At 61.6% G+C, this 15,224-nt stretch carries 14 protein-coding genes and 1 pseudogene; all 15 read left to right on the forward strand.

The annotated features are described in order from the left end of the window. Positions 1 to 135: 135 nt before the first annotated feature. A complete protein-coding gene (locus HY019_RS16395; protein ID WP_035035154.1) occupies positions 136 to 495 on the forward strand; it encodes an NADH-quinone oxidoreductase subunit A in 360 nt (119 codons plus the stop codon). A gap of 72 nt (positions 496 to 567) precedes the next feature. Beyond that, positions 568 to 1,044: an NADH-quinone oxidoreductase subunit B gene (locus tag HY019_RS16400; protein ID WP_035035151.1), complete on the forward strand. Its 477-nt coding sequence runs from the start codon at positions 568 to 570 to the stop codon at positions 1,042 to 1,044. Between the two features lie 15 nt (positions 1,045 to 1,059). Continuing rightward, positions 1,060 to 1,671, forward strand: coding sequence for an NADH-quinone oxidoreductase subunit C (locus HY019_RS16405; RefSeq protein ID WP_290694278.1), 612 nt, complete (start codon positions 1,060 to 1,062; stop codon positions 1,669 to 1,671). 15 nt (positions 1,672 to 1,686) lie between these two features. Next, complete coding sequence (locus tag HY019_RS16410) at positions 1,687 to 2,940, forward strand: NADH-quinone oxidoreductase subunit D (RefSeq protein WP_290694280.1); 1,254 nt, start codon at positions 1,687 to 1,689, stop codon at positions 2,938 to 2,940. A 27-nt stretch (positions 2,941 to 2,967) separates the two neighbouring features. Beyond that, positions 2,968 to 3,453 carry an NADH-quinone oxidoreductase subunit NuoE gene (gene nuoE / locus HY019_RS16415; protein WP_290694282.1) on the forward strand — a complete coding sequence of 162 codons (486 nt, stop codon included), beginning with the start codon at positions 2,968 to 2,970 and terminating at the stop codon, positions 3,451 to 3,453. A gap of 12 nt (positions 3,454 to 3,465) precedes the next feature. Beyond that, positions 3,466 to 4,809, forward strand: a complete 1,344-nt coding sequence (nuoF, locus tag HY019_RS16420; protein WP_290694284.1) for an NADH-quinone oxidoreductase subunit NuoF — start codon at positions 3,466 to 3,468, stop codon at positions 4,807 to 4,809. A 104-nt stretch (positions 4,810 to 4,913) separates the two neighbouring features. Further along, positions 4,914 to 7,241 carry an NADH-quinone oxidoreductase subunit NuoG gene (gene nuoG, locus HY019_RS16425; RefSeq protein ID WP_290694286.1) on the forward strand — a complete coding sequence of 776 codons (2,328 nt, stop codon included), beginning with the start codon at positions 4,914 to 4,916 and terminating at the stop codon, positions 7,239 to 7,241. Between the two features lie 19 nt (positions 7,242 to 7,260). Further along, complete coding sequence (gene nuoH, locus HY019_RS16430) at positions 7,261 to 8,358, forward strand: NADH-quinone oxidoreductase subunit NuoH (RefSeq protein WP_290694288.1); 1,098 nt, start codon at positions 7,261 to 7,263, stop codon at positions 8,356 to 8,358. A gap of 13 nt (positions 8,359 to 8,371) precedes the next feature. Next, positions 8,372 to 8,866, forward strand: coding sequence for an NADH-quinone oxidoreductase subunit NuoI (gene nuoI / locus HY019_RS16435; RefSeq protein ID WP_290694382.1), 495 nt, complete (start codon positions 8,372 to 8,374; stop codon positions 8,864 to 8,866). A 6-nt stretch (positions 8,867 to 8,872) separates the two neighbouring features. Continuing rightward, positions 8,873 to 9,523, forward strand: a complete 651-nt coding sequence (locus HY019_RS16440; RefSeq protein ID WP_290694290.1) for an NADH-quinone oxidoreductase subunit J — start codon at positions 8,873 to 8,875, stop codon at positions 9,521 to 9,523. Then, complete coding sequence (gene nuoK, locus HY019_RS16445) at positions 9,520 to 9,834, forward strand: NADH-quinone oxidoreductase subunit NuoK (RefSeq protein WP_035035136.1); 315 nt, start codon at positions 9,520 to 9,522, stop codon at positions 9,832 to 9,834. Before HY019_RS16440 ends, nuoK begins: the two co-directional genes overlap by 4 nt. A gap of 17 nt (positions 9,835 to 9,851) precedes the next feature. Then, on the forward strand, positions 9,852 to 11,864 hold the full coding sequence (gene nuoL, locus HY019_RS16450) for an NADH-quinone oxidoreductase subunit L (RefSeq protein WP_290694293.1): 2,013 nt from the start codon (positions 9,852 to 9,854) through the stop codon (positions 11,862 to 11,864). A 25-nt stretch (positions 11,865 to 11,889) separates the two neighbouring features. Beyond that, a pseudogene (locus tag HY019_RS16455) lies at positions 11,890 to 13,367 on the forward strand (NADH-quinone oxidoreductase subunit M). A gap of 12 nt (positions 13,368 to 13,379) precedes the next feature. Next, complete coding sequence (gene nuoN / locus HY019_RS16460; RefSeq protein ID WP_290694295.1) at positions 13,380 to 14,858, forward strand: NADH-quinone oxidoreductase subunit NuoN; 1,479 nt, start codon at positions 13,380 to 13,382, stop codon at positions 14,856 to 14,858. Between the two features lie 35 nt (positions 14,859 to 14,893). Further along, positions 14,894 to 15,199, forward strand: coding sequence for a DUF2818 family protein (locus tag HY019_RS16465; protein WP_290694297.1), 306 nt, complete (start codon positions 14,894 to 14,896; stop codon positions 15,197 to 15,199). Positions 15,200 to 15,224: the final 25 nt, after the last annotated feature.

A 15,224-nucleotide genomic window follows, 5' to 3' on the forward strand; every position in this document is an offset into this window, starting at 1 on the left:
ACGAAGTCCTCAGGTGGGCGCGCTGTGGATGCTGTCATGTTGGGGTCAAACCTGATTGATGGCATTCCTGGCGCGCTTTTTGTTTTGTCTGTGTGGTCCAATCACGCGTCTTGTTCGTTCTGAAAGCCCTTGGCCATGAACATTGAGCAATATCTGCCCGTCATCCTCTTCATCCTCGTTGGCGTGGGTGTGGGCATTGCGCCACAGGCGCTTGGTTTTCTGCTCGGCCCCCGTCGCCCTGACGAGGCCAAGAACTCCCCTTACGAGTGCGGTTTCGAGGCCTTCGAAGACGCACGCATGAAGTTCGATGTGCGCTACTACCTGGTCGCCATCCTCTTCATCTTGTTCGACCTGGAAATCGCATTCCTGTTCCCCTGGGCCGTGGCGCTCAAGGAAGTGGGCATGACCGGCTTCCTGGCCATCATGTTGTTCCTGGGCATCCTGGTTGTGGGCTTTGCCTACGAGTGGAAGAAGGGCGCGCTGGACTGGGAGTGATCCCACGTCCGGTCTTTCTCGCGACCGATCTCGCAACCGCTCTGGCACTGGAATCTTCAAGAGGTAATTGAAATGGGTATCGAAGGCGTCTTCAAAGAGGGCTTCATCACCACCTCGGCCGACACGCTGATCAACTGGTCCAAGACCGGTTCTCTGTGGCCCATGACCTTTGGTCTGGCCTGCTGTGCGGTCGAGATGATGCACGCGGGCGCGGCCCGCTACGACATCGACCGCTTCGGCATGTTGTTCCGCCCCAGCCCCCGCCAGTCCGATCTGATGATCGTGGCCGGCACGCTGTGCAACAAGATGGCTCCCGCGCTGCGCAAGGTGTACGACCAGATGGCCGAGCCCCGTTGGGTGCTGTCCATGGGCTCGTGCGCCAACGGCGGTGGCTACTACCACTACAGCTACTCGGTGGTGCGCGGTTGTGACCGCATCGTGCCGGTGGACGTGTACGTGCCTGGTTGCCCCCCCACGGCTGAAGCGCTGCTCTACGGCATCTTGCAGCTGCAGGCGAAGATCCGCCGTGAAAACACCATCGCACGTTGATCGGGAGCCCAGGCAATGACTCAGAAACTCGCCAACCTGCAAACAGCCCTGCAAAACGTGCTGGGCGACAAGATCAAGCGCCTGGACAGCGCCAAGGGTGAACTGACCCTGACCGTGTCCGCGGCCGACTACCTCGAAGTGGCCCGCACCTTGCGTGACCACGCCGATCTGAAGTTCGAGCAGCTGATCGACCTGTGCGGCATGGACTACTCGGCCTACAAGGACGGTGCCCCCAGCATCTACTCGGATGGCCCGCGTTTCTGTGCCGTCAGCCATCTGCTGTCGGTCAGCAAGAACTGGCGTCTGCGCCTGAAGGTGTTTGCGCTGGATGATGACTTTCCCATCGTGGCTTCGGTCAATGGCATCTGGAACTCGGCCAACTGGTTCGAGCGTGAAGCCTTTGACCTGTACGGCATCGTGTTCGATGGCCACGAAGACCTGCGCCGCATCCTGACGGACTACGGTTTCATCGGTCACCCCTTCCGCAAGGACTTCCCGACTTCTGGTCACGTCGAGATGCGTTACGACGAAGAGCAGAAGCGTGTGATCTACCAGCCCGTCACCATCGAGGCGCGCGAGATCACGCCGCGCATCATTCGTGAAGACAACTACGGCGGCCTGCATTAAGTCGAGGTTGAAGCCATGGCAGAAATCAAGAACTACACCCTGAACTTCGGTCCGCAACACCCGGCTGCACACGGCGTGCTGCGCCTGGTGCTGGAGCTGGACGGCGAAGTCATCCAGCGCGCCGACCCGCACATCGGCCTGTTGCACCGCGCCACTGAAAAGCTGGCCGAGTCCAAGACCTACATCCAGTCGCTGCCCTATATGGACCGCCTGGACTATGTCTCGATGATGTGCAACGAGCACGCCTACTGCCTGGCCATCGAGAAGATGCTGGGCATCGAGGTGCCCGAGCGCGCGCAGTACATCCGTGTGATGTTTGCCGAGATCACCCGTGTGCTGAACCACCTGTTGTGGTTGGGCTGTCACGGCTTCGACTGCGGCGCCATGAACATCCTGATCTACTGCTTCCGCGAGCGTGAAGACTTGTTCGACATGTACGAAGCCGTGTCGGGCGCGCGCATGCACGCGGCTTACTTCCGTCCGGGTGGCGTCTACCGCGACCTGCCGGACGCGATGCCGCAGTACAAGGTCAGCAAGATCAAGAACGCCAAGACGATTGCTCGCATGAACGAGAACCGTCAAGGCTCGCTGCTGGACTTCATCGACGACTTCACCCAGCGCTTCCCCAAGCTGGTGGACGAGTACGAAACCCTGCTGACCGACAACCGCATCTGGAAGCAGCGTACGGTGGGCATCGGCGTGGTGTCGCCCGAGCGCGCCCTGCAGATGGGCCTGACCGGCGCCATGCTGCGCGGTTCGGGCATCGTGTGGGACCTGCGCAAGCACCAGCCGTATGACGTGTACGACAAGCTGGACTTCGACATCCCCATCGGCACCAATGGCGACTGCTATGACCGCTATGTGGTCCGCGTCGAAGAGCTGCGTCAGTCCAACCGCATCATCAAGCAGTGCGTGGACTGGCTGCGTGCCAATCCCGGTCCGGTCATCACAGACAACCACAAGGTGGCCCCACCTTCGCGCGTCGAGATGAAGACCTCGATGGAAGAGTTGATCCACCACTTCAAGCTCTTCACCGAAGGCTTCCATGTGCCCGAGTCCGAGGCCTATGCCGCGGTCGAGCACCCCAAGGGCGAGTTCGGCATCTACCTGGCATCGGACGGTGCCAACAAGCCTTACCGCCTGAAGATCCGTGCCCCTGGCTTCCCGCACCTGGCCGCGCTGGACGAAATGTCCCGTGGCCACATGCTGGCTGACGCCGTGGCCATCATCGGCACGATGGACATCGTGTTCGGTGAAATCGACCGCTGAAGTGACTGCGGAATAAGCGACCAAACCATGTTGAGCGAACAAACCAAAGCGCGTTTCGACCGCGAACTCGCCAAGTACCCGGCTGACCAGCGCATCTCCGCTGTGATGGCCTGCCTGTCCATCATCCAGCAAGAGCGTGGCTGGGTCTCGCCCGAGAGCGAGCAGGAAGTGGCCGACTACATCGGCGTGGCGCCCATCGCCGTGCACGAAGTCGTCACCTTCTACAACATGTACAACCAGCAGCCGGTGGGCCAGTTCAAGCTGGCCGTGTGCACCAACCTGCCGTGCCAGTTGCGCGACGGCCAGAAGGCGCTGGAGCACGTGTGCTCGCGCCTGGGTGTCGAGATGGGTGGCACCACGCCGGACGGCGTGTTCACCGTGCAGCAATCCGAGTGCCTGGGCGCTTGCGCCGATGCACCCGTGGCCCTGGTCAACGACCGTCAGATGGTCAGCTACCTGAGCAACGAGCGCCTGGACGAATTGCTGTCCACGCTCAAGTCTCAGGCCAAGTGAGGCAAAGACAAGATGCTTGATCTTTCCAAATTCCAGGCGACCGGCAAGGAAACCGTTTTCCACGGCCGCCACATCGAACCGCAAATCTACGCCGGCATCGACGGCAACAACTGGGGTCTGAAGGAGTACGAAGCCCGCGGTGGCTACGCGGCCCTGCGCAAGATCCTGGGCAAGGACGGCGGCCCGGGCATGACCCAGGATCAGGTCATTGCCGAAGTCAAAGCCTCGGCCCTGCGTGGTCGTGGGGGCGCGGGCTTCCCCACCGGCCTGAAGTGGAGCTTCATGCCCCGCGCCTTCCCCGGTCAGAAGTACCTGGTCTGCAACTCCGACGAGGGCGAGCCGGGCACCTGCAAAGACCGCGAGATCCTGCGCTTCAACCCGCACACCGTGATCGAAGGCATGGCCATTGCGGCCTACGCCATGGGCATCACCGTGGGCTACAACTACATCCACGGCGAAATCTTCGAGGTGTACGAACGCTTCGAAGCCGCCCTGGAAGAAGCCCGTGCTGCCGGCTACCTCGGCAACAACATCATGGGCAGCGACTTCACGTTCCAGTTGCATGCGCACCATGGTTTCGGTGCCTACATCTGCGGCGAAGAAACCGCACTGCTGGAATCGATCGAAGGCAAGAAGGGCCAGCCCCGTTTCAAGCCGCCTTTCCCTGCCAGCTTCGGCCTGTACGGCAAGCCCACGACGATCAACAACACCGAGACATTTGCTGCGGTGCCATGGATCATCCGCAACGGTGGCGAGGCCTTCCTGAACGTGGGCAAGCCCAACAACGGTGGCACCAAGCTGTTCTCGATCTCCGGTGACGTCGAGCGTCCCGGCAACTACGAGATCCCGATGGGCACGCCTTTCGCCAAGCTGCTGGAGCTCGCCGGTGGCGTGCGCGGCGGTCGCAAGTTGAAGGCCGTGATCCCCGGTGGGTCGTCGATGCCCGTGCTGCCTGCTCACATCATGATGGAATGCACGATGGACTATGACTCCATCGCCAAGGCCGGCTCGATGCTGGGCTCGGGCGCCGTCATCGTGATGGACGAGACCCGCTGCATGGTCAAGAGCCTGCTGCGCCTGTCCTACTTCTACATGCATGAATCGTGCGGCCAGTGCACGCCTTGCCGCGAAGGCACGGGCTGGCTGTGGCGCATGATGGACCGCATCGAGCACGGCAAGGGCCGTCCGGAAGACATCGACCTGCTGAACTCGGTTGCCGACAACATCCAGGGCCGCACCATCTGCGCGCTGGGTGATGCCGCTGCGATGCCGGTGCGTGCTTTCATCAAGCACTACCGCGACGAGTTCGTGCACCACATCGAACACAAGACCTGCATGGTCCCGGCCTATGTCTAAGCGCCCCCACGCTCGGAGTACCTCGCTGCCCCCCGTGGGGGTTGGTCTTCCTTGGGGCGGCCCGGCGGAAGCCCGCACGCGTGCCCTAAAAGGTAAGTAACGCTATGATCGAAATCGAAATCGACGGACGAAAAGTCCAGGCCCAGGAAGGCAGCATGGTGATCCGTGCTGCTGAAGAAAATGGGACCTTCATTCCGCACTTCTGCTATCACAAGAAGCTGTCTATCGCGGCCAACTGCCGCATGTGTCTCGTGGACATCGAGAAGGCGCCCAAGCCCATGCCGGCCTGCGCCACCCCGGTCACGCAAGGCATGATCGTGCGCACCAAGAGCGAGAAGGCTGTCAAGGCTCAGCAGAGCGTGATGGAGTTTTTGCTCATCAACCACCCGCTGGATTGCCCGATCTGCGACCAGGGCGGTGAGTGCCAGTTGCAAGACCTGGCCGTGGGCTATGGTGGCTCGGCTTCCCGCTACAAGGAAGAAAAGCGCGTGGTCTTCCACAAGGAAGTCGGCCCGCTGATCTCGATGGAAGAGATGAGTCGCTGCATCCAGTGCACGCGCTGCGTCCGCTTCGGTCAGGAGATCGCTGGTGTGATGGAGCTGGGCATGGCCCACCGCGGTGAGCACTCCGAGATCACGACTTTCGTTGGTCGCTCGGTGGACTCTGAACTGTCGGGCAACATGATCGACATCTGCCCGGTCGGTGCTTTGACCAGCAAGCCCTTCCGCTACAGCGCCCGTACCTGGGAGCTGTCGCGCCGCAAGAGCGTGTCGCCCCATGATGCCACCGGTGCCAACCTGATCGTTCAGGTGAAGAACGGCAAGGTGATGCGCGTGGTGCCGCTCGAAAACGAAGATGTCAACGAGTGCTGGATCGCCGACCGTGACCGCTTCAGCTACGAAGCGCTCAACAGCGATGCACGCCTGACCAAGCCCATGATCAAGCAGGGCGGCCAGTGGGCAGAAGTTGAATGGACGGTGGCGCTGGAATACGTCGCACATGGTTTGAAGTGCATTGCCAAGGAGCAGGGCGCCAACACCATCGGCGCCCTGGCGACCGAGCACAGCACGGTGGAAGAGCTCTTCCTGCTGAGCCAGCTGGTGCGTGGCCTGGGCTCCGACAACGTCGACACCCGTCTGCGTCAGGCTGACTTCACGACCGGTGCCGGTGCGCGCTGGCTGGGTCTGCCGATTGCCGAGCTGTCCACGCTGGACCGCGCCCTGGTGGTCGGCTCCTTCCTGCGCAAGGACCACCCGCTGTTCGCCTCGCGTCTGCGCCAGGCTGCCAAGCGTGGCGCCCAGATCACGGCCATCGGCGGTGCGAACGATGACTGGCTGATGCCTTTGAGCCAGCGCGTGACCGTGGCCCCGAGCGCCTGGGCACAAGCGCTGGCCGATGTGGCCGCCGCTGTGGCCGCCGAGCGTGGCGTGACCGCGCCTGCTGCCGGCAGCACCACTGATGCAGCCAAGGCCATCGCTGCCTCCTTGCTGTCTGGTCAGAACAAGGCCATCTTGCTGGGCAATGCCGCTGCACAACATCCGCAAGCCTCGTCGCTGCAAGCCCTGGCCCAGTGGATTGGCGAGCAGACCGGTGCCAAGGTCGGTTTCCTGAGCGAGTCGGCCAACACGGTCGGCGCGCAACTGGTTGGTGCTCAGCCACAACAAGGTGGTTTGAATGCGGGCCAGATGTTGGCTGGCAAGGGCCTGAAGGCCATCGTGCTGCTGGGCGTCGAGCCCGAGTTCGATACCGCCAACCCGAGTGCCGCCATGGCCGCGGTGCAAGGCGCCGACATGGTCGTGTCGCTGTCGTCGTTCAAGACCAGTGCCAACGACTATGCCGATGTGATCCTGCCGATCGCGCCTTTCTCTGAAACCTCCGGCACCTTTGTGAACGCAGAAGGCCGCGTGCAGAGCTTCCATGGCGTGGTCAAGCCCCTGGGCGACACCCGTCCGGCGTGGAAAGTCCTGCGCGTGCTGGGCACGATGCTGGGCTTGGAAGGCTTTGCCTACGAGACCTCGGAAGAGGTCAAGGCCCGCGCCCTGGGTGACCTGGCCGCACTGCCTGCCAAGCTGAACAACGCCACCTCGGCTGCCATCAACCTGAGCGCTTCGACCGGTGGCCTGCAGCGCCTGGCCGATGTGCCCATCTACAGCGCTGACGCCCTGGTGCGCCGTGCGCCTTCGCTGCAAGCCACGGCTGATGGCAAGGCGCCTGTGGCCAGCTTGCCGCAAGCCCTGTGGGCCGAGTTGGGCTTGGCTGAAGGTGCGCAGGTCAAGGTGTCGCAGGACGGTGCGAATGGTGCAGTGAGTGCCGTGTTGCCCGCCGTGCAAGACGCCAGCCTGCCCGCCAATGTGGTGCGTGTGCCTGCCGGTCACCCGGCCACCGCGACGCTGGGCGCCTCTTTCGGCACGGTCCGTGTCGAAAAAGCCTGAAGGGTAGGGGAGACAACAGATGATTGACACCCTGTACAACGCTGGTGCCGCCAACCTGGGCGCAGCCTGGCCCGTGGTCTGGTCGCTGATCAAGATCGTGGCGCTCTTGCTGCCGCTGCTGGGCTGCGTGGCCTATCTGACCCTTTGGGAGCGCAAGGCGATTGCCTGGTCGCAGATCCGTCCGGGCCCCAACCGCACGGGCCCCCTGGGTTTGCTGCAGCCTATCGCTGACGCGGTCAAGCTGATCTTCAAAGAGATCATCGTGCCCTCTGCTGCGCACAAGGGGCTGTTCTTCCTGGGCCCGATCATGACGATCATGCCCGCGCTGGCTGCCTGGGCGGTGGTGCCCTTCGGCCCGGATGCCGCACTGGCCAACGTCAACGCCGGCCTGCTGTTCCTGATGGCCATCACCTCGCTGGAAGTCTATGGCGTGATCATCGCCGGCTGGGCCTCCAACTCGAAGTACGCCTTCCTGGGCGCCATCCGTGCTTCGGCGCAAATGGTGTCCTACGAAATCGCCATGGGCTTCTGCCTGGTGATCGTGCTGATGACGGCCGGTTCGCTCAACATGACGGACATCGTGCTGAGCCAGGCCAAGGGCCAGTTCGCCGACATGGGCTTGAACTTCCTGTCCTGGAACTGGTTGCCGCTGCTGCCCATCACGGTCGTGTACTTCATCTCCGGTCTGGCTGAAACCAACCGCCACCCCTTCGACGTGGTGGAAGGCGAATCCGAAATCGTGGCCGGTCACATGATCGAGTACTCGGGCATGGCCTTCGCGATGTTCTTCCTGGCCGAATACGCCAACATGATCCTGGTGTCCACGCTGGCTGCCGTCATGTTCTTCGGTGGCTGGGTTGCGCCGGTGTCTTTCAAGATGCTGGGTATGGCAACGCCTGAGTTCATCGAGCACACGATCTGGCTGTGGAACTGGTTCTGGCTGTTCGCCAAGGCCTTCATCATCGTCACCCTGTTCCTGTGGGTGCGTGCATCGTTCCCGCGCTTCCGCTACGACCAGATCATGCGTCTGGGCTGGAAGATCTTCATCCCCATCACGCTGGTCTGGCTGGTGCTGGTCGGCGGCTGGATGATGTCGCCTTGGAACATCTGGAAATAAGGGGCACATGAACATGTCTGCAACGTCCCTCAAAGAGTTCGTCTCCAGCTTCTTCCTGCTGGAAATGTTCAAGGGCATGGCCCTGACCGGTCGTCACTTCTTCAAGCCGTACGTCACCGTGCAGTTCCCTGAAGAGAAGACACCGCTGTCGCCGCGCTTCCGTGGCCTGCACGCCCTGCGTCGTTATGAGAACGGCGAAGAGCGCTGCATTGCCTGCAAGCTGTGCGAAGCCGTGTGCCCGGCCATGGCCATCACCATCGAGTCCGATGTGCGTGACGACGGCACCCGCCGCACCACGCGCTACGACATCGACCTGACCAAGTGCATCTTCTGCGGCTTCTGCGAAGAAAGCTGCCCGGTGGATTCGATCGTGGAAACCCACATCTTCGAATACCACGGCGAAAAGCGCGGCGATCTGTACTTCACCAAGGACATGCTCCTGGCGGTGGGTGATCGCTACGAAAAGGAAATTGCAGCCAACAAGGAGGCGGACGCGAAATACCGCTGACCCGATATGGACACCTTCAGCCTACTTTTCTATACCTTTGCCGCAGTGCTGGTCTTCGCGGGTTTCCGCGTGATCACCGCCAAGAGCCCAGTGAGCGCCGCGCTCCACCTGGTGCTGGCCTTCTTCAGCGCCTCGTGCGTGTGGATGCTGCTGCAAGCCGAGTTCCTGGCCATCTCCCTCGTGCTCGTGTACGTGGGGGCGGTCATGGTGCTGTTCCTGTTCGTCGTGATGATGCTGGACATCAACATCGACTCGATCCGCCAAGGCTTCTGGAAGCACTTCCCGCTGGCCGGTGGCATTGGCGCCGTGATCGCCGTGGAAATGGCTTTCGTGCTGACGCGTGGTTTCGACCTGCCGTCTGCTAAGGCTTTCCCGCCTGATGTGGCCAAGGTGCCCAATGCCAAGGCACTGGGTATCGAGTTGTTCACGCACTACCTGTTCCCTGTGCAGATCGCTGCCGTCATCCTGCTGGTGGCCATCATTGCCGCCATCGCGCTGACCCTGCGCAAGCGCAAGGACTCGCACTTCCAGAAACCTTCCGAGCAGGTGCGCGTTAAAAAGGGTGATCGTCTGCGCGTGGTGAAACTGGCGCCGACCATCGAAGCACCTGTTGCACCCGCCGCCGACGCTGCCCCCCAGAACGGAGGCCAAGCATGATCACGACCATCACCCTCGGACACTTTCTGTCGCTGGGCGCCATCCTGTTCGCCATGTCGGTCATCGGGATCTTCCTGAACCGCAAGAACCTGATCGTGCTGCTGATGTGCATCGAACTGATGCTGCTGGCCGTGAACCTGAACTTCGTCGCGTTCTCCCACTACCTGGGTGACATGGACGGCCAGGTCTTCGTGTTCTTCATCCTGACCGTGGCCGCTGCAGAGTCGGCGATCGGTCTGGCCATTCTGGTGACGCTGTTCCGCAATCGTCAGTCGATCAATGTCGACGAGCTGGACACGCTCAAGGGCTGATCGGGAGAGTGACAACAATGACAACAGAACTTTCTCTCAACGCGCTGCTGGCGGTGCCCCTGGCACCACTGGTCGGCTCGATTGCCGCCGGCTTGTTCGGCAAGGCAATTGGCCGCAAGGGCGCGCACGCACTGACCATCCTGGGCGTGCTGATCTCGTTCATCATCTCGGCGATGACGCTCAACGCCGTCGTCGATGGTGCGCGTTTCAACCAGACTGTCTATGAATGGATGACGCTGGGTTCGCTGAAGATGGAAGTCGGTTTCATGATCGACGGCCTGACAGCGATGATGATGTGCGTCGTGACCTTCGTGTCGCTGATGGTGCACATCTACACCGTCGGCTACATGGAAGAGGACCCTGGCTACCAGCGCTTCTTCAGCTACATCTCGCTGTTCACCTTCTCGATGTTGATGCTCGTGATGAGCAACAACATGCTGCAGCTGTTCTTCGGCTGGGAAGCCGTGGGCCTGGTGTCCTACCTGCTGATCGGTTTCTGGTTCAAGAAGCCCACGGCCATCTTCGCCAACATGAAGGCCTTCCTGGTCAACCGTGTGGGTGACTTTGGCTTCATCCTGGGCATCGGCCTGATCCTGGCTTACACCGGCACGCTGAACTACACCGAGATCTTCGCCAAGGCGCCGGATCTGGCCAAGTTGGGCTTCCCGGCGACCGACTGGATGCTGATCACCGTGATCTGCATCTGCCTGTTCATCGGGGCCATGGGTAAATCGGCGCAGTTCCCGCTGCACGTGTGGCTGCCCGACTCGATGGAAGGCCCCACGCCCATCTCCGCGCTGATCCACGCCGCCACCATGGTGACGGCCGGCATCTTCATGGTGACCCGCATGTCGCCGCTGTTCGAGCTGTCTGACACCGCGCTGAACTTCGTGCTGGTGATCGGCTCGATCACGGCGCTGTTCATGGGCTTTTTGGGCATCATCCAGAACGACATCAAGCGTGTGGTGGCTTACTCCACGCTGTCGCAGCTGGGTTACATGACCGTGGCGCTGGGTGTGTCGGCTTACAACGTGGCCGTGTTCCACCTGATGACGCACGCCTTCTTCAAGGCCTTGCTGTTCCTCGGTGCCGGCTCCGTCATCATCGGCATGCACCACGATCAGGACATCCGCAACATGGGTGGCCTGTGGAAGTACATGAAGATCACCTGGATCACGTCGCTGATCGGCTCTCTGGCCCTGATCGGTACGCCTTTCTTCTCGGGCTTCTACTCCAAGGACTCGATCATCGAGGCCGTGCACGCCAGCCACCTGCCTGCAGCCGGTTTCGCGTACTTCGCCGTCATCGCCGGTGTGTTCGTGACCGCCTTCTACAGCTTCCGGATGTACTTCCTGGTCTTCCACGGCAAGGAGAACTTCCATCACAAGCCGTTCCCCGGCGAGCATGATCACCACGATGAAGACGACCACGGTCATGGGCACGCCCATACACCGCACGAGTCGCCTTGGGTGGTGACGCTGCCGTTGATCCTGCTGGCGATCCCTTCTGCCCTGATCGGTTACTTCACCATCCAGCCCGAGCTGTTCGGTGACTTCCTGCAAAGCGCCATCAAGATCAACCTGGAGGCTCACCCTGCGATGGAAGAGCTGGCGCACGAGTTCCATGGTGCGGCTGAAATGGCCCTGCATGGTTTCACCACGCTGCCGTTCTTCCTGGCTCTCGCCGGTGTCGTGACCGCCTTCGTGTTCTACATCGTCGCGCCACAGATCCCTGCGATGTTCGCCAAGGTGCTGCGTCCGCTGATCGTGATCGGCGAGAACAAGTACTTCCTGGACTGGTTCAACGAGAACGTGCTGGCCGCTGGCGCACGCCTGCTGGGCCGTGGTCTGTGGAAGGTGGGCGACGTCGGCATCATTGACGGCCTGCTCGTCAATGGCTCGGCCAAGCTGGTGGGCCTGATTGGTTCGCTGGTGCGCCTGTTCCAGACGGGTTACCTCTATCACTACGCGCTGGTCATGATCCTGGGGGTGTTCGCCCTCATGACATGGTTCGTGTTCATGCACCACTGAGCGCGAGGACCGGTTCATGCAAACTATGTCTAACCTCCTTTCTCTGGCCATCTGGATTCCGGTGGCATTCGGGATCCTGCTGCTGGCCGTGGGCCGCCAGGAAAACGCCGGCGTGACACGCTGGATTGCGCTGATCGGTGCGGTGATCGGGTTCCTGGTCACCATCCCCGTGATGACGAAGTTCGATGGTGGCACCGCCGCCATGCAGTTCGTCGAACACGCCTCCTGGATCGAGCGTTTCAACATCTTCTACCACCTGGGTGTTGACGGCATCTCGATGTGGTTCGTGCCGCTCACGGCCTTCATCACCATCATCGTGGTGCTGGCCGGCTGGGAAGTGATCGAAGACCGCCCGCACCAGTACTACGGTGCCTTCCTGATCCTGTCGGGTCTGATGGTGGGGGTGTTTTCGGCGCTGGACGGCATGCTGTTCTACGTGTTCTTCGAGGCAACCCTGATCCCGATGTACATCATCATCGGCGTGTGGGGTGGTCCGCGCCGTGTGTATGCCGCGTTCAAGTTCTTCCTGTACACGCTGCTGGGCTCTCTGCTGATGCTGGTGGCACTGGTCTACCTGTACTACAAGTCGGGTGGTTCGTTCGACATCCTGACCTGGCAGAAGCTGCCGCTGCCGGCCACGCCTCAGGCCATGCTGTTCGGCGCCTTCTTCGCCGCTTTCGCGGTCAAGGTCCCGATGTGGCCGGTGCATACCTGGTTGCCAGACGCCCACGTGGAAGCACCGACCGGTGGTTCCGTCGTGCTGGCTGCGATCATGCTGAAGCTGGGTTGCTATGGCTTCCTGCGTTTCATGCTGCCCATCGTGCCGGACGCCTCGCATGAGTTCGCCCCCGTGGTGATCACCTTGTCGCTGATCGGTGTGATCTACATCGGTCTGGTGGCAATGGTTCAGCAGGACATGAAGAAGCTGGTGGCGTATTCGTCCATCGCGCACATGGGTTTCGTGACCCTGGGCTTCTTCATTTTCAATGAGTTGGGTATCGCCGGTGGCATCGTGCAGATGATTGCCCACGGCTTCGTGTCGGGTGCGATGTTCCTGAGCATCGGTGTGCTGTACGACCGTGTTCACTCGCGTGAAATCTCCAGCTACGGCGGTGTGGTCAACACCATGCCCAAGTTTGCCGCGTTCGCGCTGCTGTTCTCGATGGCCAACTGCGGCCTGCCGGGTACCGCTGGTTTTGTGGGTGAGTGGATGGTGATCCTGGCGCCGTGAAGTACGACTTCCTGATCGGTGCCCTGGCTGCCACCGCGCTGATCTTCGGCGCCGCGTATACCCTGTGGATGTACAAGCGCGTGTACTTCGGTGACGTGACCAACGACGACGTGCGTGGTCTGAGCGACATCAACGCCCGCGAATTCCTGATGCTGGCCATCCTGGCTGCCGCGGTGCTGTGGATGGGTATCCAGCCCAAGCCGTTCACCGATGCCATGCATGTGTCCGTGACCGAGCTGATCCAGCACGTGTCCGTGAGCAAGTTGAAATAAGGGCCGATCGACATGACTGATTTGAACTGGTGCGCAGTGACGCCCGAGATCGTGCTGCTGGGAATGGCCTGCCTGGTCTCCCTGGTCGATCTGTTTGTGACCTGCCCGAAACGAACCACCACCTATCTGCTGACCCTGGCCTCGCTGGCCGCTGTGGCCGGCCTGCACCTGGCCGCGCTGGACAACGGCGCCTCGGTGTATGCCATGCAGAAGATGGTCGTGACCGACGCCATGGGCCACCTGCTGTCGCTGTGCGCGACGCTGGCGGTGATGGGCTCGCTGGTGTATGCCCAGGTGTACGCCGGTGAGCGCGAGATGCTCAAGGGCGAACTGTTCACACTGAGCATGTTCGCGTTGCTGGGCATCTCGATCATGATCATCGGCAACAACTTCCTGAGCATCTACCTGGGCCTGGAGTTGATGTCACTGTCGCTGTATGCCCTGGTGGCCCTGCGTCGTGACAACGCGCAAGCCACGGAAGCGGCCATGAAGTACTTCGTGCTGGGCGCGCTGGCTTCGGGCTTCCTGCTGTATGGCCTGTCGATGATGTACGGTGCCACGGGCTCGCTTGACCTGGGCGAGGTCTACAAGGCCACGCTGACCGGCCAGATCAACAAGCAGGTGCTGGCTTTCGGCCTGGTGTTCATCGTGGCAGGCCTGGCGTTCAAGCTGGGTGTGGTGCCTTTCCACATGTGGGTGCCTGACGTCTACCAAGGCGCGCCGACAGCGGCCACGCTGCTGGTGGCCGGTGCGCCCAAGCTGGCCGCGTTCGCCATCACCATCCGCCTGCTGGTGGAGGGCCTGATCAACACCGCCACCGACTGGCAGCAGATGCTGATGATCCTGGCCGTGCTGTCCATGACCGTGGGTAACCTGGCCGCCATCGCCCAGACCAACCTCAAGCGCATGCTGGCTTACTCCGGTATCGCGCAGCTGGGCTTCATGCTGCTGGGCTTCGTGCCCACCATCGTGGCAGGCAACACCGTGTCGGCTGGCAATGGCTTCGGTTCGTCGCTGTTCTATGTGCTGACCTATGTGCTGACCACACTGGGTACCTTCGGCTTGATCATGGTGCTGTCGCGCCCGGGCTTCGAGTCCGAGCAGATCTCTGATCTGGCCGGGTTGAACAAGCGCAGCCCGATGCTGGCCGGCATCATGGCCGTGTTCATGTTCTCGCTGGCTGGCATCCCGCCCACCGTTGGCTTCTATGCCAAGCTGGCCGTGCTGCAGGCGCTGATCACCACCAACTCGCCTTTGCTGCTGCAGATCTCGATCGTGGCGGTGCTGCTGTCGCTGGTTGGCGCGTTCTACTACCTGCGCATCGTCAAGGTCATGTACTTTGACGAACCGACTGACGCATCGCCTGTTGCCGGTGGCAGCGCCCGCGTGCTGCTGTCGGTCAACGCACTGGCCGTGCTGGCCTTGGGTATCCTGCCCAGCGGCCTGATGACGCTGTGCGCCAAGGCCATCACCCAGTCATTGGCTGGTTGAGCACAGATGGCACAACGATCTGAAAGTGTCAGCGCATGACGGGCCTCGTGCCCGTCTGGGCTGTCAGTGTTGTGCTCGTGGCCGCGTTGATCGCGGCCAATTTGCCTTTTGTGAACGAGCGCCTGTTCGTGCTGGGGCCGCGCAGTGAGAGCAAGCCCGTGGGCTGGCGCCTGCTGGAGTTGCTGGTGTATGCCGCGCTGATCGCGGTGCTGGGGCGCGTGCTGGAAAGCAAGCTGGGCCAGGCCAGCCCGATGCGATGGGAATTCATCGCGGTGTGGCTGTGCGTGTTCCTGACGCTGGCTTTCCCGGGTTTTGTCTGGCGCTATCTGCGCAAGCACTGAACTGCTTTGCGAGGCTGACGCCAAG

The sequence above is a fragment of the Aquabacterium sp. genome, assembly GCF_016195855.1.
GTDB lineage: Bacteria > Pseudomonadota > Gammaproteobacteria > Burkholderiales > Burkholderiaceae_C > Aquabacterium.